Annotated in this window: 16 protein-coding genes; 9 read left to right on the plus strand and 7 right to left on the minus strand. The window is 55.9% G+C overall.

Annotated features, from left to right (window positions below; all coding sequences use genetic code 11):
• Positions 1 to 184: 184 nt before the first annotated feature.
• Positions 185 to 700 (plus strand): lysophospholipid acyltransferase family protein, encoded by a 516-nt coding sequence (locus tag OEU85_RS00665; protein WP_262689502.1) that lies wholly within the window; start codon positions 185 to 187, stop codon positions 698 to 700.
• A 5-nt stretch (positions 701 to 705) separates the two neighbouring features.
• Here OEU85_RS00665 and OEU85_RS00670 read toward each other — a convergent pair whose 3' ends face one another.
• Together OEU85_RS00670 and OEU85_RS00675 are read right to left on the minus strand one after the other, a co-directional pair.
• Positions 706 to 2,127, minus strand: a complete 1,422-nt coding sequence (locus OEU85_RS00670) for an FAD-binding oxidoreductase (protein ID WP_262689503.1) — start codon at positions 2,125 to 2,127, stop codon at positions 706 to 708.
• Complete coding sequence (locus OEU85_RS00675) at positions 2,124 to 3,083, minus strand: L-threonylcarbamoyladenylate synthase (RefSeq protein WP_262689504.1); 960 nt, start codon at positions 3,081 to 3,083, stop codon at positions 2,124 to 2,126. The genes OEU85_RS00670 and OEU85_RS00675 overlap by 4 nt, the downstream gene beginning before the upstream one ends.
• A 108-nt stretch (positions 3,084 to 3,191) precedes the next feature.
• Between OEU85_RS00675 and OEU85_RS00680 the strand changes: the two genes are divergently transcribed.
• The 7 genes from OEU85_RS00680 to rlmD all read left to right on the plus strand — a co-directional run bounded on the left by OEU85_RS00680 (position 3,192) and on the right by rlmD (position 11,523).
• Positions 3,192 to 4,985 carry an acyl-CoA dehydrogenase gene (locus tag OEU85_RS00680; protein ID WP_262689505.1) on the plus strand — a complete coding sequence of 598 codons (1,794 nt, stop codon included), beginning with the start codon at positions 3,192 to 3,194 and terminating at the stop codon, positions 4,983 to 4,985.
• A gap of 27 nt (positions 4,986 to 5,012) precedes the next feature.
• The gene (locus tag OEU85_RS00685; RefSeq protein WP_262689506.1) at positions 5,013 to 6,230 is read left to right on the plus strand and encodes an MBL fold metallo-hydrolase; all 1,218 of its coding nucleotides are present in this window, start codon (positions 5,013 to 5,015) and stop codon (positions 6,228 to 6,230) included.
• Between the two features lie 100 nt (positions 6,231 to 6,330).
• Positions 6,331 to 6,588 (plus strand): exodeoxyribonuclease VII small subunit, encoded by a 258-nt coding sequence (locus OEU85_RS00690; protein ID WP_262689507.1) that lies wholly within the window; start codon positions 6,331 to 6,333, stop codon positions 6,586 to 6,588.
• Between the two features lie 11 nt (positions 6,589 to 6,599).
• A complete protein-coding gene (locus OEU85_RS00695; RefSeq protein ID WP_262689508.1) occupies positions 6,600 to 7,496 on the plus strand; it encodes a polyprenyl synthetase family protein in 897 nt (298 codons plus the stop codon).
• 53 nt (positions 7,497 to 7,549) lie between these two features.
• Complete coding sequence (dxs, locus tag OEU85_RS00700) at positions 7,550 to 9,502, plus strand: 1-deoxy-D-xylulose-5-phosphate synthase (RefSeq protein ID WP_262689509.1); 1,953 nt, start codon at positions 7,550 to 7,552, stop codon at positions 9,500 to 9,502.
• A gap of 16 nt (positions 9,503 to 9,518) precedes the next feature.
• The gene (locus OEU85_RS00705) at positions 9,519 to 10,265 is read left to right on the plus strand and encodes a TlyA family RNA methyltransferase (protein WP_394805370.1); all 747 of its coding nucleotides are present in this window, start codon (positions 9,519 to 9,521) and stop codon (positions 10,263 to 10,265) included.
• Positions 10,255 to 11,523, plus strand: coding sequence for a 23S rRNA (uracil(1939)-C(5))-methyltransferase RlmD (gene rlmD, locus OEU85_RS00710; RefSeq protein ID WP_262689511.1), 1,269 nt, complete (start codon positions 10,255 to 10,257; stop codon positions 11,521 to 11,523). Before OEU85_RS00705 ends, rlmD begins: the two co-directional genes overlap by 11 nt.
• On the opposite strand, the gene OEU85_RS00715 is transcribed toward rlmD, so the two are convergent.
• From OEU85_RS00715 to OEU85_RS00735, 5 genes are all read right to left on the minus strand, one after another.
• Positions 11,497 to 12,498 (minus strand): alpha/beta fold hydrolase, encoded by a 1,002-nt coding sequence (locus OEU85_RS00715; RefSeq protein WP_262689512.1) that lies wholly within the window; start codon positions 12,496 to 12,498, stop codon positions 11,497 to 11,499. The two genes, rlmD and OEU85_RS00715, sit on opposite strands and share 27 nt — an antisense overlap.
• Positions 12,499 to 12,564: 66 nt before the next feature.
• The gene (gene aroC, locus OEU85_RS00720) at positions 12,565 to 13,641 is read right to left on the minus strand and encodes a chorismate synthase (RefSeq protein WP_262689513.1); all 1,077 of its coding nucleotides are present in this window, start codon (positions 13,639 to 13,641) and stop codon (positions 12,565 to 12,567) included.
• 10 nt (positions 13,642 to 13,651) lie between these two features.
• Positions 13,652 to 14,470 (minus strand): enoyl-ACP reductase FabI, encoded by an 819-nt coding sequence (gene fabI, locus OEU85_RS00725; RefSeq protein WP_262689514.1) that lies wholly within the window; start codon positions 14,468 to 14,470, stop codon positions 13,652 to 13,654.
• 74 nt (positions 14,471 to 14,544) lie between these two features.
• Positions 14,545 to 15,540 (minus strand): YihY/virulence factor BrkB family protein, encoded by a 996-nt coding sequence (locus OEU85_RS00730; protein ID WP_262689515.1) that lies wholly within the window; start codon positions 15,538 to 15,540, stop codon positions 14,545 to 14,547.
• Entirely contained in the window at positions 15,540 to 16,511 is a 972-nt protein-coding gene (locus OEU85_RS00735) for a J domain-containing protein (RefSeq protein ID WP_262689516.1), read from the minus strand. Before OEU85_RS00735 ends, OEU85_RS00730 begins: the two co-directional genes overlap by 1 nt.
• Positions 16,512 to 16,672: 161 nt before the next feature.
• On the opposite strand from OEU85_RS00735, the gene pdxH reads away from it, so the two are divergent.
• Complete coding sequence (pdxH, locus tag OEU85_RS00740; protein ID WP_262689517.1) at positions 16,673 to 17,275, plus strand: pyridoxamine 5'-phosphate oxidase; 603 nt, start codon at positions 16,673 to 16,675, stop codon at positions 17,273 to 17,275.
• Positions 17,276 to 17,302 lie beyond the last annotated feature (27 nt).

A 17,302-nucleotide genomic window follows, 5' to 3' on the forward strand; every position in this document is an offset into this window, starting at 1 on the left:
GCCCCATTTTGCCTGAGTGGGGCCGCGCTCTAAACTACGCAGCGGACGGGAAATTCCTTGTCCGCTCGTTTTTTATGAGCTAGGGAAATTCTCCCGCGGGGGGCGATGGGGAATGTATTGTGTCGCGGCTTATATACCAGAACCGTTTTTTGTTTCGCTGCTTGATTATGTTGGGCGGTTCATTTTGCGTGCGGGAAATTGGCGTGTCGTAGGGCAGGTACCTAAGCACACGAAATTTGTTGCCATCGCGGCGCCTCATACCAGCAACTGGGATTTCCCGGTCTTTATGGCGCTGGTGGGCGTATTGCGCCTGAAAGTTCGCTTTCTGGGCAAACACACGTTGTTTCGCGGGCCAATGGGGTGGCTATTCTATTGGCTTGGCGGCATCCCTGTTGACCGGGACAGCAGCGGAGCAGCGGGCGTGGTGGCGCGGGCGGAGAATGCTTTTGCGCGGCATCCCTCGCTCATTCTCGGTCTGGCGCCGGAAGGTACGCGCGCAAAAGTGAGCAAATGGAAAACAGGTTTTTACCGGATAGCGGTTACGGCGGAGGTACCTATTGTCCTTGCTTATCTTGACCGTGATAAGCGGGAGGTGGGCATCGGCCCGACATTTTGGCCGACGGGTAACATGGACGCAGACCTAAGGGAAATACAGGCCTTTTATGCCGACAAGGTTGGAATTAACCCGCGTAACCGATGAGCTGGTTATTCGTTGAAAAGCACGCCCGGGTTCATGATGGTATTGGGGTCCAGTGCGTTCTTGATAGACCGCATGGCTGCGAGAGACGCATCTGATTTCAATCGCGAGAGCTCTCTCTTTTTCAGCGTCCCTATGCCGTGCTCGGCGGAAATGGACCCTCCGAAACCGGTGACGATGTCATGGACAAGCGTTGCGACTTCTTCCCAACGGGCGAGAAACTGAAGCTTGTCAGTCCCCTGCGGCTGCATGAGGTTGAAGTGGATATTACCATCGCCCAGATGGCCAAAAGCCACTAGGCGGGCGTTAGGTATCAGCTCCAAAACAGCATCGCTCGCCTTGGCCAGAAACACCGGTACGCGAGAGACAGGTACGGCAATATCGTGTTTGATGCTGCCGCCTTCAATTTTTTGCGCTTCCGACATGCTTTCCCGCAACCGCCAGAAATCAGCTGCTTGTGACAGCGAGGCGGCAACAGATCCGTCAGCTATAACGCCGTCTTCAATGGATGTTTCAAGCCAGGCACTGATATCGTGTTCGAGCGCTGCGTCGCCCCGGCTGTTGGCGATGTCGGTCAGTACGTACCACGGGTGACTGCCGCCGAGGGGGTCGCTCGTGCCCGGGATGTGTTTGAGGACGAGTTCAATGCCGAAGCGCGGCATCAGTTCAAAAGCTGATACCCGATCGCCGCTGGCTATGCGGGCGGATGCGAGCAGTTTTAGCGCCTTTTGGGGACTGTCGACGGCGAGCAGGCAAGTGTGTTTCTGCACTTCCCTTGGGTATAATTTGAAGGTTGCTCTGGTCACCAGGCCAAGGGTTCCTTCAGCCCCGACAAGCAGTTGGCTCAGGTTATAGCCGGTGTTGTTCTTGCGAAGCGCGGTGAGTTCATCAAGAATATCACCGTTTGGCAAAACAGCCTGCAGGCCAAGTGTCAAGGCGCGCGTTGTACCGTATCTGAGTACATGGATGCCGCCTGCATTGGTGGAGATGACACCGCCGACTGTGCAACTGCCTTCCGATGCAAGCGATAACGGGAACAACAGGTCATGCGCGGCCGCTTGCGTCTGCAACTCGGCGATGGTACATCCGGCGTCTGCCGTGATGGAAAAATTATCTGCGTCAACGACACAATGTTTGTTGAGGCGTTTGGTGCTGAAAAGCACTTCCGTACGGCCCTCAAGGCCGGGCGTGCTGCCACCGACGAGGCCCGTATTTCCCCCTTGAGGAACAAGTTTGATGTTATATTCCTGACAGTAGGCAATGAGCCTTGATGCGGTCTCAACGTCGGCAGGCATCAGCATCAATGGTGTGCTGCCGTGAAATTTATCCCGCCACTCGGTGAGGTGCGGCGTCAAAATATCTGCTTCCGAGGTCGAGCCATCAGGCCCCGCGATCTGACGCAGATTTTCCATATGCGTGTTTTGCGTCATGTGGCCTCCCTTGGTGCGGCCGCTCGCTTTAGCCGGTCGTTAATCGCGATCCCGATACTGTGGTTGGGAATGGGAGCGACGGCAATGGTTTGCGCGCCGGTATTGTCGGCCGCCCGCAGTATTCTGAACAGGTTTTGCGCGGCTTCCCGCAGGTCGCCGCTATGGCTAAGTGTATAGTTCCCGGCTACATCGCCAAAGCCGATCATGATTTCGCTGTCATCTGCGTGGCTGGCGTTCATCCGCACATGTGCGGTCGGGGCATAGTGGCTCGCAAGCTGGCCCGGCGCGGTGATTTCGCTGTTGTCGCGGTCAAAGACAGGCTCACCCATCGCCTGGGAAATGTCATCGGCGGTAACGGTGCCGGGACGCAGCAGATAGAGCTTCCCAGCCCGCACACCAACAATGGTTGATTCAATACCAACGTCTGTATTGCCGCCGTCAATAATCAGCGGGATTTTGCCGCCAAGGCCTGTTTTGACATCTGCCACGGATGTAGGCGACAATTTGCCGGATGGGTTTGCGCTGGGTGCGGCGATCGGGTGGCCAAGGGCGCGAATAATCTGTCGGGTGATCTCGTGGTCAGGGCATCGTACTGCAAGGGTATGTAGCCCGGCGGATACTGGCAGTGCTATTTTTGTTGCCTGCCGCATTTCAAGTACGAGGCTAAGCGGCCCGGGCCAGAATCGCTGCATCATTTTTTCTGCAATCGGTGGCACGACCACATAGGATTTGGCCATCTCGATGTCGGATACATGGCAAATAAGCGGGTTGTTTGAAGGGCGGCCCTTGGCCTCATATATTTGCTGCACCGCACAATGTTCCGTAGCGTCAGCCGCGAGCCCGTACACTGTTTCAGTGGGTATCGCCACAAGGTTTCCTGCGCGTAAAAGCTCGACAGCGCTTGAAATTGCACCATCTTCGTGTTCAGAAACGACTTGAGTTTTGAATATTGCCATGCACAAATTCTGCTCAACGGGACAAAGCTTTACCATCAATATAGCTGATAGGCGACTAAGCTCTGGCTGACAATGCCTATTTGGCGCGCAAACGGGAAATGAATGACTATGAGTGAATATCGCGCACCCCTTGAAGAGATTGGCTTTGCACTGGAGACCGTTGGTGGCATGAAGGCGTGGGCTTCGATCCCGGGCTTTGAAGAAGCAGGTGAAGACCTTGTCGCTGCTGTGCTCGAAGAAGCAGGCAAACTCGCCAGCAGTATTATTGCACCCACCAACCGTGTTGGTGACGAAGTTGGCGCCAGGCTCGAAGGCGACGAGGTTATTACTCCCGACGTATTCAAGCCCATGCATCAGGCTTATGTTGAAGGGGGGTGGTCAACCTTGTCTGCCAAGCCTGAACTGGGCGGGCAGGGCTTGCCGCACACGCTTTCTATCGCTGTGACGGAAATGGTGACCTCGGGCAATATGGCCTATAGCCTGCTGTCCTTGCTGACAGCCGGTGCCATTGAGGCCATTGATGCGCACGGCACCGAGGAGCAGCGGAACAGCTATCTGCCCAAGATGATTTCCGGAGAATGGTCTGGTGCCATGAACCTGACAGAACCGGCGGCGGGCTCTGATGTGGGAGCGCTTCGCTCAAAAGCTGTACCGCAGGCGGATGGCACCTACCGCATTACCGGGCAAAAGATTTTCATCACCTGGGGTGAGCATGATCTGGCTGAAAACGTCATTCACCTTGTGCTCGCGCGCCTGCCGGACGCACCTGCTGGCACCAAGGGCATCTCCATGTTCATTGTACCCAAGTTCTTGCTGAACGATGACGGTACGCCCGGCAAGCGCAACGATGTGCGGTGTGTCAGTATCGAGCATAAGCTCGGCATCCATGCCAGCCCAACCTGCGTGATGTCCTTCGGCGATGATAGGGACTGTGTTGGTTATATCGTGGGTGAAGAAAACCAGGGTATGCGCAACATGTTCACCATGATGAACCATGCTCGTATCGGTGTGGGTCTTGAGGGGGTGGCGGTCGCGGAGCGCGCTTACCAGCATTCCGTTGCCTTTGCGCGCGAGCGTGTGCAGTCCGCGGCGGTTGGTGCTGAAACGCGCGAAAGCGTGACAATCATCAATCACCCTGACGTGCGCCGCATGCTTATGACGATCCGCGCGACGGCCGAGGCCGCGCGAGCGATCATTTACCGCAATGTCTGGGCGCTTGACCGTGCGCATTCGCTTGAGGATGTGGAAGCGCGGGCAAAAGCAAAGGGGGAGGCAGACCTGCTGACGCCGATCTCGAAGGCATATTCCACCGATATCGGTGTTGACGCGTCATCGCTGGCAGTGCAGGTCCACGGCGGCATGGGCTTTGTGGAGGAAACCGGTGTGGCGCAATATTACCGGGACAGCCGCATCGCGCCCATCTATGAAGGCACCAATGGCATCCAGGCGCTTGATCTTGTTGGCCGCAAGTTGATGGCCGATGGCGGTGCGCATTGGCGAACCCTCATTTCAGAGATGAAGGTGGCGGCAGGGGAGATGAGCAGCCTTGCTGATGCTACGCTCTCGGAACTGAAAGCCGGGATTAATGCACTTGAAGCCGCCGCTGAGTATCTGTTTGACAATGGTTTTGACAGGATTGTTGATACGGCGGCCGCCGCGACACCTTACCTGCGCTTGTTTGGTAGCGTCGTGGGTGGGTATCTTTTGGCGGTGCAGGCGGAAGAAGCCGCGTCCCGCATGAAAGCAGGCGCGGGTAACGCAGGTTTTCTCAAGGCGAAGATGACAACTGCGCAGTTTTTTATCGAACAATTGTTGCCTTCTGCTACAGCGCTTCTAGCTCCTATAAAGAGTGGAGCTGAAAGCCTGATGGCAATGGAAGAGGAGAGCTTCGCGCGCAACTGAGCCAGACTTTTGCCGTGAACCAGTATTATGGACAGCACAGAACGTCAGAAGGCCGCGTCGGACCTTGATGGTTCCGATGTGGCGGATCATCGCGCGGAAAAACGTAAGGCAGCCGAAGCTCGCGAATTGGAGCGCGCAAACAAAGAAGGGCTTGCCTTTCCCCTGAATACGAAGCCGGAAGGCGATAAAACGGTTGAGGTTGCGGAGGGCATCCACTGGGCGCGTATTCCGCTGCCGTGGTCGCTGGACCACATTAACGTATATCTGTTCGACGAAGGCGATAGCTGGACGTTGGTTGACACGGGCTCGAACGGCAACCGGGGTAAAGCCGCGTGGGAGGCGTTGGAGCAGGGCTTGCTTGATGGTAGACCCGTCAGCCGTATTGTGGCGACCCATATGCATCCAGACCACCTTGGTCTTGCCGGTTGGTTGGCTGAACGTCATGGTGCTGCATTTTACATTACACAGGCGGAATATCTTCTGGCTTCCACGCTTTGGCTGGGTGGCACGGAAGCGGTGCCCGAGCATGAGGTCAAGTTCCTGTTCAGTAACGGCGTTGATCAATCCTACGAGCCTGCAATCAGGGGTGCACGTTTTGATAATTATCGTCGCGGCGTATCAGCGTTGCCGGCAACCTATCACCGCATAGAGGACGGTTCGCTCATTACCATGGGTGGCCGGCGTTGGCGGGTTGTTGTCGGTCGTGGTCACAGCCCTGAACATGCTTGCCTGTCCTGCCTTGACGAGCCGCTTTTTATTGGTGGCGACCAGATCCTGCCAAGCATCACCTCGAATGTTTCGGTGCACGCACGGGAGCCGATGGGCAATCCGCTAGCGCATTGGATTGTCAGCTTGGACCGCATGCGCGCGGTGCCGGGTAACCCGCTGGTGTTGCCAAGCCATGGCCGCGTGTTTATCGGGCTTCAGCAGAGACTGGATGCACTGATCGGCGGTCATATCGAGAAGCTTGAAGCATTGCACAAATGGTGCACAGAGTGCCGCACACCTGTTCAGACATTTCCAGCCCTCTTCAGGCGTAAGATAACGGGCATGGATTTTTACCTGGCGCTTGGCGAAGCGATCGCGCACTTGCATCTTCTTGAAGCCCTTGGGCTTATGACGCGGGAGCCACGCGAGGGCGTGAACCACTTTACCGCGACCGGCGAATTTGACACCGATACTCTGCTCGCTTCAACAACAAAGCTGCCTGGCATCTCCATGCGTTCGCTCACCGAAGTTTATTGAGAGCTATTTGCAGGAATAACCTTTGCGTCCGTGCTTTAGCGGGCCTATAACTGCCAATCAAATTCAACAGAAATATGCTTTGGAATAACGGGTGAGACGGATGGCAGACGCGAAGACCAGCAACGAAGATTTGAAAACCATGAGTTTCGAGCAGGCGATGGCCGCGCTTGAAGATGTGGTGGCAAAACTTGAATCTGGCAACGCGTCACTTGAACAGTCCATCGACCTTTACACCAAAGGCACCGCGCTCAAGAACCACTGCGAAGCAAAGTTGAAAGACGCGCAGGCGAAAATTGAGAAAATCACGCTTGATGCGTCAGGTAATGCGGCTGGCACGGCCCCGCTAGACGTTGAATAGGCGGGGCCCGAGTGGAAAATAATGGCCCATTGAAGGAAGCGCTTGCGGCGACATCTGCCGCAGTCGAGCGCGTATTGGACCCCATTCTCTCGGTGCCGGATGGCCCGGAAGGCCGTGTGATTGAGGCGATGCGGTATTCGCTTTTCTCTGGTGGCAAACGGTTGCGGCCTTTCCTTGTGCTGGCCAGTGCAGAGCTTTTTGGCGTAGATCGTTCGCAAGCCCTTCGGGTGGCGGCGGCGATCGAATGCATTCATTGTTACTCACTGGTGCATGACGACCTGCCCGCCATGGATGATGATGACATGCGCCGCGGGAAGCCAACCGTGCACAAAGCGTTTGACGAGGCTACTGCTATTCTGGCGGGTGACGCCCTTCAAAGCCTGGCTTTTGAAGTTCTGGCCAGTGATGAGACACACTCAGATCCGTATGTTCGTCTCAATCTGGTCCGGGAAATGGCGCGCGCTTCGGGGCATCACGGCATGGTTGGTGGACAGATGATTGATCTGACCGCCGGTCAGCATGAGATGGACGAAACATTCATACACCGACTTCAGCAGATGAAAACAGGTGCGCTGATCAGTTTCGCCGCCGAAGCCGGTGCCATCATGGGCCACGCCAGCAAAGCAGCACGGGCCAGCATCCACGGATACGCCCGTGATCTGGGCCTCGCGTTCCAGATCGCCGACGACCTACTGGACGTTGAAGGCAGCGAAGATGAGGTTGGCAAGGCCGTGGGTAAGGATGAAGAGGCCGGTAAAGCGACATTGGTGACATTAATGGGGGTGGAACGCGCGCGGAGCCAGGCACGTATGTTGTCGGATCAGGCTATTGAACATTTGGCTACTTTCGACGATAAAGCGTCGCTTTTGCGCGCTGTCGCGCATTTTGCTATAAATCGACGCGCCTGAATACATTCAGCTTAAATGCTGATAAAATATAGAAAATCAGGCGCCGTAGAAGGATGAGAGAGTTGAGCGTACGCCCCGAAACGCCATTGCTGGACACAATTGTGAGCCCAGACGACTTGCGAAAACTGCCTGCTGCGAAGCTCCGGCAACTGGCAGATGAACTGCGCGAGGAAATGATCAGCGCTGTGTCTGTGACGGGCGGGCACTTTGGTGCGGGTTTGGGCGTAGTGGAGCTCACGGTAGCCCTTCACTATGTATTCAATACGCCAAAGGACCGCCTGATCTGGGACGTGGGACACCAGGCTTATCCCCATAAAATCCTGACCGGGCGCCGCGATCGTATTCGTACCATCCGCCAGCCGGAAGGCTTGTCGCCTTTTACGAAGCGGGGCGAGAGTGATTTTGACCCATTCGGGGCCGGACACTCTTCCACATCCATAAGCGCGGCGCTGGGTATGGCGGTCGCCAACAAGATGTCCGGCAACCCGGGTAAAGCCATTGCGGTAATTGGCGACGGAGCCATGAGCGCCGGCATGGCCTATGAAGCCATGAACAATGCTGAACAGGCTGGCAATCGGCTTATCGTTATCCTGAATGACAATGATATGTCTATCGCGCCAGCGGTGGGTGGCTTGAGTGCATACCTTGCCAAGATCGTAAGCTCACATACTTTTCTCAGCCTTCGCGGAATTGGCAAAAAACTGATCGATATGCTGCCGCGCCCATTGGCGGACCGTGCTCGCCAGGCGGAAGAATATGCCCGCGGCATGGCCGCGGGTGGCGGTACCCTGTTTGATGAACTTGGTTTTTATTACGTGGGGCCGATCGACGGGCATAACCTTGACCACCTGTTACCTGTGCTTGAGAACGTACGGGATGCCATTGACGGACCGATCCTCGTGCATGTGGTGACCGAGAAGGGTCGAGGGCACCCGTTTGAGGAACCGAACCAGGAAAAATACCACGCGGTTCCGCAGTTTAATATTGTGACGGGCGAGAAGAAAAAATCACAGCCAAAAGCGCCCACCTACACGAATATCTTTGCGCAAGCCCTTGGTGACATTGCGGAAAAAGATGACAAGGTTGTCGCTATCACCGCTGCGATGCCGTCTGGTACAGGCTTGGATAAATTTGGCAAACGCTTCCCGGACCGTACCTTTGATGTAGGGATCGCCGAACAGCACGCTGTGACATTTGCGGCAGGTATGGCCACAGAGGGGTATCGGCCATTTGTGGCAATCTACTCTACTTTTCTTCAGCGCGCTTACGACCAGATCGTTCATGACGTGGCGGTACAGAAGTTGCCCGTACGTTTCGCGATCGATCGCGCCGGCCTTGTGGGAGCCGATGGTCCGACGCACGCAGGCAGCTTCGACGTAACGTATCTTGCGAGCCTGCCAAACATGGTAGTGATGGCCGCAGCAGATGAAGCTGAGCTGATACACATGGTGGCGACCGCACATTCCATTGACGACCGGCCTTCGGCAATTCGGTATCCGCGCGGGGAAGGTACCGGCGTCGCGCTTCCGGCGAAAGGTGAAGTGCTCGAGATAGGCAAGGGACGGATCGTCAAGAAAGGCACCAAGGTCGCCATTCTGTCGCTGGGGACGCGCCTCGGCGAAGCCGTTAAAGCGGCTGAAGAGCTGGAAACAAGGGGGCTGTCCACCACCGTGGCCGACGCACGCTTTGCCAAGCCGGTGGATGAACAACTGATCCGCGACCTGGCCGCAAGCCATGAGCTTGTGATCACCATTGAGGAAAATTCCATTGGTGGTTTTGGTGCTCATGTAATGGATTTCCTTGCGGAAGAGGGCATTCTGGATGGCAAACTCAAGGTTCGTGCCTTGAAGTTGCCGGACCTGTTTCAGGACCACGGAAAGCCGGAACAGATGTATGAGGATGCTGGCCTCAACGCGTCCGGCATTCTGGCTGCCGTATTGAAAGCCCTGGGCCGAAACGACTTGGGGCAGGCTGCTGACGATCTGGCGGCAAGCACCAAACGGTAACTGGAAGGATAGGATGATGGCCGCAAAAATCCGGGCTGATGTAGCGCTGGTGGATCGCGGCCTTGTCGAGAGCCGCGCCAAGGCACAGGCGCTGATTATGGCTGGCGTCGTGTTCTCTGGCGAAAAAAAAATCCTTAAAGCCGGGCAACAGATCAAGGAAGATCAGCCGCTTGATGTCCGTGGCAAGGACCATCCCTGGGTCAGTCGCGGCGGCCTCAAGCTGGAAAAGGGGCTGGTGGAATTTGGCGTTGCCGCAACAGGTGCCGTCGTCGTTGATGTTGGGGCATCTACCGGCGGGTTTACCGATGTTGCCCTGACCAATGGCGCCAAGCGCGTATATGCAGTTGATGTGGGCTCTGGCCAACTGGCCTGGAAACTCAGAAACGATGAACGCGTTGTCGTGCTTGAGAAAACCAATGCAAGGTACCTGACAGCCGCTGAAATTCCTGAACCGGTTGACCTCGTAGTGTGCGACGCCAGCTTTATTTCACTCAAGACCGTACTACCCGCTGCTCTTGCCCAGGTGAAGATTGGCGGGAAGTTGATTGCGCTGATCAAGCCGCAGTTTGAAGTGGGGCGTGAGAATGTTGGCAAAGGCGGCGTGGTGCGTGATCCGGAGCTGCACAAAGCTGTGTGTGAAGATATCCGCCTATGGCTTGACGGCCTTGAAGGATGGCATGCCGAAGGTATCACGGAGAGCCCGATCAAGGGCCCCGAAGGTAATGTTGAGTTCCTCATTTACGGTGTGAAACATGGCGGCTGATATTCTGGAAGTAACGATCACGTCGATTGGCGCTCAAGGGGATGGCATTGCAAGCCATGATGGTGTTCCTGTATTTGTGCCCTTCGCCATGCCGGGTGATGTGGCGAGGGTGATCGTGAAGGACAAGCGCCGCAACGGTATTTATAGCGAGCTTCTGGAGATTGTTTCCGAGAGCGAGAGCCGCCGCGCGCCCGTATGTGCGTATTTTGGTGCCTGTGGTGGCTGCCAACTGCAGTATATGGATGCAAAAACATACAGTGGCTGGGTGAAAAACCGTGCGGTTTTGGCGCTTAAGCAACACGGTTTTGACGATGTGCCGGTGCTGGACCCGGTGATCACGCCCCCTGCAAGTCGCCGCCGGGTTGCGCTCAAGGCGCTTAAAGTCGCCGCAGGTGTTGTACTTGGTTTTAACGAACGGCAAAGCCACCAGATTGTTGACGTCACGGCGTGCCCAGTCACGCGAGAAGAGCTCACAGCCCTGTTTGAGCCTCTGCGTAGGGTGCTTGATGCTGTCTTTGAGGCCAAAATGGCCGCCACTGTGCATATGACGCTGACAGCGAGCGGTGTTGATATGATGATTGACGCGCCAATGGCGCTAGGGCTTGCGGCGCGTGAACGTCTCGTGGAGTTTGCCCATTCACAAGACGTCGCGTCCTTGCATTGGCGGGACCAAGGCTTCCTGGACCCGGTAGCGATCAGACGCGAACCGGTGATGGATTTTGCAGGGGTTAAAGTACCATTGCCACCTGCCGCATTTATTCAGGCGACGGACGAGGGGGAAGCTGCACTTGTAAAAGCTGTAGTGGATGGATGCCGAGGTTTTGGCCGGGTCGCTGACCTGTTTTCCGGCATTGGCACCTTTACCTTGCCATTGGCGCGAGAGCATCAGGTGATGGCGGCTGAAGGTGCCAGGGATGCGTTGGATGCGTTGAAAGCGGGGGTATTGGTGGCGCCTGACCTCAAGCAGGTCATTACCCGGCACAGGGACCTCTTTCGCCAACCAATCAGCGCCACAGAGCTTGAAAAAGTCGATGCTGTCGTGTTTGACCCGCCTCGTGCGGGCGCGGCGGCGCAAGTGGCCGAGGTTGCCAAGTCAGACGTAAAGCGGGTTGTTGCCGTGTCATGCAACCCCAACACATTCAGCCGGGATGCAAGGACGCTTGCAGACAGTGGATATGTGCTTGAGGGCGTGTTGCCGGTAGACCAGTTCTTGTGGTCGTCGCATCTTGAGCTAGTTGGGACCTTCACCCGGCTCTGAAGCGTCTATTTGAACAGCGTCAAGCCCCGCAAGAAAGCTCCGTACCGCAGTCGCAGAGATCGCGGAGATTTCCTCCATTGGCAGGTGCCCGACGTCAGGGTAAGTGATAAGTTCGCTGTTCACCAGCTTCTCATGCATCAGGGTGCCTGTTTCAACCGGTATAAGGCGGTCATCCTCCCCCCACAGAATGAGTGCCGGGAGAGTGATGGTATCGATCAATAGCGACGAACGGCCTTCCCTGTACCAGGCGAAACGTTTGCCCGTGGCTTCCCGGTTGCCGGGATGGCGGGCCAGTTCCCAATAAAGGTCGATTTTGCGCTCAGTGACATTGGTGTCGTCTGAGAAGCATTTTTTCAGGCCTTCCTCTACCATGCTGCGCGGGGTGATGTTCTTGAGGATCCAGTCACTATACCAGTGGCCTGCCAGCTTGAACGCCATGGGTCGGTCGACTTTAATTTTGGTGTCTTCGGACGGGGCAATGCCTGCGGCATCAACCAGCACAAGGCCATCCAGTTTCTCAGCATACCGAAGCGCATAGGCGAGGGTGACACCGCCGCCCATGGAGTTGCCACCGAGTACAAAATGATGGAGGTTGAGAGTGGAGACAAATTCATCCACAAATGTGACCATGCCATTATAGGTATAGTCTTCATTTGGGGTTTTGCCGGTCAGGCCATGGCCGGGCAAGTCAACGGTGACAATAAAAAAGTCGGTTTCCAGCGCGTCAACCCATGGCTCCCACGTATGCAGGGAAGCGTTCGAGCCATGCAACAAGACCAAGGTTCGCCCTTCGAAGTTGCCGCGCATGCGGAAATGCGCGCGGGCGCCGGAAGGCAAATCCAGAAAATCCGAGGCACCGGTCGCGTATTTTTCAGCTAGTACGTCGTGAGGGATATCTGGGGTCCACACACGGTAAATGGCAGCCATCAATACTATAGCCAGTGCCGCTAAGATATATTTCAGCCATTTTCGCATGAATGTCCCCCTCGTTGGAGCGGGCAGTTTACGTCAGAACGGAGAAATGCGCCAGTATTCGCGACGCTAGTCGCCGCATTGTGCCCGGTGCAGCATCATGTGGTCAGCGAGCACGGCAGCCATCATGGCTTCGGCGATCGGCACGGCGCGGATGCCCACACAGGGATCGTGGCGACCTTTGGTGATCACTTCCGTACTTTCCCCGTCTATCGTTACACTTTTTCGTGGGGTGAGGATTGAGCTCGTTGGTTTAACAGCGAAGCGAGCCACAATGGGCTGTCCCGTCGAAATGCCCCCCAATATGCCCCCGGCTTTGTTCGAGAGGAACTCGGGCTTGCCGTTGTCGCCGGGCACCATTTCGTCAGCATTTTCCTCGCCTGTCAGGCATGCGGCCTCAAAACCCGCACCAATTTCAACGGCCTTGGCGGCGTTGATGCTCATCAGCGCGGTTGCAAGGTCCGCGTCCAGTTTGCCATAAACCGGCGCCCCCCAGCCTGCTGGCACGCCTTCAGCGACAACTTCAATCACCGCGCCTACAGAACTGCCGGATTTGCGAATGGCTTCCAGTTCCGTGGCCCACTGTTCTGCCACCACCGGGTCCGGGCAGAAGAAAGGATTTTTGCCGGTTTCAGCCCAATCGAAGCGGTCATAATCGATCTTGGTCCGGCCCATCTGCACCATGGCGGCGCGAATGGTGATGCCGTCCCCCAGCACCCTGCGCGCAATGGCACCCGCGGCAACGCGTGCTGCGGTTTCCCGCGCGCTTGAGCGACCGCCGCCACGATAGTCGCGAATGCCATATTTGGCCATATAGGTATAATCTGCATGGCCCGGACGGAAGGTTTTGGCGATGTCGCCGTAATCCTTCGAGCGCTGGTCGGTATTCTCGATCATCAACTGCACAGGGGTGCCCGTCGTTTTGCCCTCAAAGACACCCGACAGGATTTTCACAGCGTCAGCTTCCCGGCGCTGTGTCGTATATTTATTTTGTCCGGGTTTGCGTTTATCCAGAAACACCTGAATGTCAGCTTCCGAAATCTCCAGCAACGGCGGGACACCGTCGACCGTCGCCCCAAGGGCGGGGCCGTGGCTTTCACCCCAGGTGGTGAAGCGGAAAAGTCTGCCAAAGGTATTAAAGGACATATATGTTCCCTTATTTGTCCATCAGTTCGATGAGTTTTCTCATCGCGTCATCGTCTGTGGGCATGCAAGTAGTTGAGAAACCGCTATCCACATGATGGGTTTCCCCGGTGACGCCTGACGACAGGTCCGACAGCAGATAGAGCCCGGCGCCCGCGACGTCATCAAGCGTGATATTGCGGCGGAGAGGTGCATTTTTCTCATTGTATTTCAACAGCATGCGAAAATCACCAACGCCAGAAGCCGCCAATGTTTTCATCGGGCCGGCGCTAATGGTATTCACGCGGATGCCTTTTTCGCCAAGGTCGCGTGCCATATAGCGCGTGCTGCACTCTAGCGCGGCTTTCGCGACGCCCATGACATTATAATGCGGTACAACCTTTTCGGAGCCGTAATAAGACAAGGTGACCATGCTGCCGCCGTTGTGCATCATCTTTTCCGCACGCTGTGCGACGGCGACGAAACTATAGGCCGAGATATTCATGGTCATCAGGAAGTTGTCGAGCGACGTATCAATGTAGCGGCCCCGCAGCTCGTTTTTGTCGGAGTAGCCAATGGCGTGGACAAAAAAGTCAAGATTGTCCCACTTTTTGCCGAGCTTCTCGAACATGGCGTCAATTGACGCGCCATCGGAGACGTCACATGGCTCAAGGAAATCCGAACCAATAGACGCCGCCAGCGGTTCTACGCGCTTTTTGAGTGCATCACCCTGATAGGTGAACGCAACTTCAGCACCCTGTTCTGCGCACGCCTTGGCAATGCCCCAAGCCATTGAGCGGTCGTTAGCCACCCCCATGACCAGGCCGCGCTTTCCTTCCATCAATTTTGTCATCGTAGCCCCTCTATTTTATCTGTTAGGCCGAAATTTTGGCGCATCCTACACCAAGAACCTTATCCGTCAATCGCTTAACTGTCTTTGTTCCCAGTGGTTTCTGCGTCTTCTTTATTGTCTTCACTGCTATCAGATTTGATCAATGCTTCCTGGTAGTCCTCCGGCATCTCTACGTCCGGTTCTTCATCAAGGCTGTCGGGTTCCTTCTTCTCCCGCCCCTCGAACGTATAGGCTGCGTTCAGTTCCGCACCAAGCACAAAGCCCAAGCTTACGAAAAAGCAGAACAACTGCATCACAACAACGCCGGCAAGCGAGCCATAAGTGACATCATAGTGCCCGGCATATTTGAGGTAAATGCTCAATCCCCGGGCGGTTGCCATCAGAACCACCAAGCTGAGCAAAGAACCGGGTAGGCGCACGGGCTTTTTGATGCGGCGTGGGGTCAGGGCCACATACATTGTATACAGACCCAGTAGCAAGACTGCAGGGCTTACCAGCAGGCTCAGGTATTTCCAAAGTAAATTGAGGCCGCTTGAGATGACGTCAGGGAACAGGCTGGTGAAGGCGGTGACAAGGGGCGGGCCGAGAACCTGAACGGACATGCCGATGACAATCGTAACAGCGCCAAAAACCACAATAGCAAGGCTTTCCAGGCGCCTGATCCAGATCGCACGGGCATGTTCGCGGCCAAACGCCTTGATCAGCGAGCCGCGCCCGGCTTCAATTCCGTTCGCCGCCGTCCAGATGGTGAAGAGGATCGAACCCGTGAGGATCTCCGCGCCCGTGTTCTCAATAATGCCGCGCACCGGCCCGTCAATCACTTCCTCAACCTCGGGCGGTAAAACCGACAACATGAACTGGATTGCTTCCAGGCCGCTCTCCGTCTGCCCCATGAAACCTGAGACGGCGACGAGGAAGATTAGGGCCGGGAACAGCGACAGCATGGTCAGAAAAGCCATATTTCCTGCCGCATCAAGGCCGTTGTTGGCGAAGAAGTGTACAAAAGCGCGGGTCCAGACCTTTTTGTGACGCTCAAGCGCAGGCGGAAGGCTTTTGATCTCGTTTACCATTAATTGAGGCCTGCCTTGCGCCGAAGTGCGTCACCCCCTTTTGCCCCCCAGTCCTTCACCAGTTTCTCAAGTGCAGGGTCACGTTCTGCAGGCAGCATAAGCTTAAGCGTCACGTACATATTGCCTATTTCCTCGCCGCGCTTCACACCTTTGCCCTTGAGGCGGAGGCGTTTGCCGGTTGAACTGTTTTTGGGAATGCGAATAGTAAGGCGCCCTTTAGGAGTCGGCACCTGTATGTCGCCGCCAAGCACAGCTTCATCCAGCGAGATCGGGAGGTCGAGAAGGATATCAAGGCCGTCGCGCCGGTAATAGGGGTGGGGGGCAACGGTAACTTCAACAAGCGCATCGCCTTTTGGCGCACCACCAACCCCAGGCCCACCTTGTCCGGAAAGGCGAATAATCTGGCCATCCTTGATGCCGGACGGAATTTTGATATCCAGCGAGCGGCCGTCATTAAGTGATATACGCCGCGTGCCGCCGATGATGGATTCTTCGAAGCCGATTGTGATCTTGTAGTTGATGTCCAGGCCCTTGCGGCGCCCCGACGATTGAAATGGATTCTCGCGTGCACTGCTGCCAGTACCGTCAGACGCAGTTCCTCTGCGGCCTGCACGCCCGGCGGCGGAGCGAAAAAAGCTGGAAAAAACGTCGCTGGCTTCTTCAAAATCAAACGGATCATAGCGGCTGTCAGAGCTGTAGCGCCGTCCCTTTGCCTGACCACCACCAAAGCCGTATGATGGGGGGCGTTCGTTACCGTTTTCGTCTATCTCGCCACGGTCGTAACGGGCGCGCTGTTCTTTGTCGCCCAGAACCGAATAAGCGGCAGATACACGCTTGAACTGGTCGGCGATTGCCTTGTCGTCTTTGTTGCGGTCGGGGTGCAGCTTTTTCGCCAGTTCACGATAGGCTTTTTTTACCTCGTCCTGGCTTGCATCCCGGCTAACGCCCATTATTTTATATAGATCGCTCATAGGATTGTTTCAGACCGTAAAACCATATACTAAATCAACTGCTTGGCCATCTTACAGGCAGTCGTTGGGCTCGCGCAATATTGCAGTGCATCTGCATCTGTAAACCATCGTTCGGCGTATGCCTATAGTGAAGCAACTTTGTGCAGAGATAAGGGCAGGATATGAGTGAAAAAACAGCGGAATTCAAGGAGCCGTTCGAGCGGCTTCAATCGTGGCTGGCGGAAGCGGAAAAGAGCGAGCCCAATGACCCGACGGCTGTCGCTCTCGCGACTTGTACCCAAGGTGGGGTGCCAAGTTTACGCATGGTGTTGATGAAAGGTTGCGATGAAAACGGCCTCGTTTTTTTCACCAACCTCGAAAGCAGGAAGGGCCGGGAACTTGCCGAGAACCCAAATGTTGCCATGTTGTTTCATTGGAAATCGTTGCGGCGCCAGGTGCGGATCGAGGGCGCTGTTGAACCGGTGACCACCGAAGAAGCAGACGCTTATTTCGCCTCCCGCCCCCGCGCGAGCCGCATTGGTGCGTGGGCTTCAAAACAGTCCCGCGAGATGGCTGGCCGGTTCGAATTTGAGGCCGCGATTGCGCAATACACAGCAAAATTCGGAGTAGGAGACGTGCCACGCCCGGATTGTTGGTCAGGCTTCCGGTTGAAACCCGCATATTTCGAGTTTTGGCGAGACAGGAAGTTTCGCCTGCATGAACGTGTGACGTTCCGGCTGTATGAGGCTGGTTCATCCTGGGAGATCGCCGAACTCTATCCGTGACGCTTAATTGCAACGGTTTAAAACACT

The sequence above is a fragment of the Kordiimonas aestuarii genome (assembly GCF_025574465.1).
Taxonomy (GTDB): Bacteria; Pseudomonadota; Alphaproteobacteria; order Sphingomonadales; family Kordiimonadaceae; genus Kordiimonas; species Kordiimonas aestuarii.

Coding starts and splice junctions, on each gene's coding strand:
- fabI (WP_262689514.1), bottom strand. CDS start 14,470: ATGACAAAATTGATGGAAGGAAAGCGCGGCCTGGTCATGGGGGTGGCT.
- OEU85_RS00730 (WP_262689515.1), bottom strand. CDS start 15,540: ATGGTAAACGAGATCAAAAGCCTTCCGCCTGCGCTTGAGCGTCACAAA.
- OEU85_RS00680 (WP_262689505.1), top strand. CDS start 3,192: ATGAGTGAATATCGCGCACCCCTTGAAGAGATTGGCTTTGCACTGGAG.
- dxs (WP_262689509.1), top strand. CDS start 7,550: ATGAGAGAGTTGAGCGTACGCCCCGAAACGCCATTGCTGGACACAATT.
- OEU85_RS00705 (WP_394805370.1), top strand. CDS start 9,519: ATGGCCGCAAAAATCCGGGCTGATGTAGCGCTGGTGGATCGCGGCCTT.
- aroC (WP_262689513.1), bottom strand. CDS start 13,641: ATGTCCTTTAATACCTTTGGCAGACTTTTCCGCTTCACCACCTGGGGT.
- rlmD (WP_262689511.1), top strand. CDS start 10,255: ATGGCGGCTGATATTCTGGAAGTAACGATCACGTCGATTGGCGCTCAA.
- OEU85_RS00675 (WP_262689504.1), bottom strand. CDS start 3,083: ATGGCAATATTCAAAACTCAAGTCGTTTCTGAACACGAAGATGGTGCA.
- pdxH (WP_262689517.1), top strand. CDS start 16,673: ATGAGTGAAAAAACAGCGGAATTCAAGGAGCCGTTCGAGCGGCTTCAA.
- OEU85_RS00715 (WP_262689512.1), bottom strand. CDS start 12,498: ATGCGAAAATGGCTGAAATATATCTTAGCGGCACTGGCTATAGTATTG.
- OEU85_RS00670 (WP_262689503.1), bottom strand. CDS start 2,127: ATGACGCAAAACACGCATATGGAAAATCTGCGTCAGATCGCGGGGCCT.
- OEU85_RS00685 (WP_262689506.1), top strand. CDS start 5,013: ATGGACAGCACAGAACGTCAGAAGGCCGCGTCGGACCTTGATGGTTCC.
- OEU85_RS00735 (WP_262689516.1), bottom strand. CDS start 16,511: ATGAGCGATCTATATAAAATAATGGGCGTTAGCCGGGATGCAAGCCAG.
- OEU85_RS00690 (WP_262689507.1), top strand. CDS start 6,331: ATGGCAGACGCGAAGACCAGCAACGAAGATTTGAAAACCATGAGTTTC.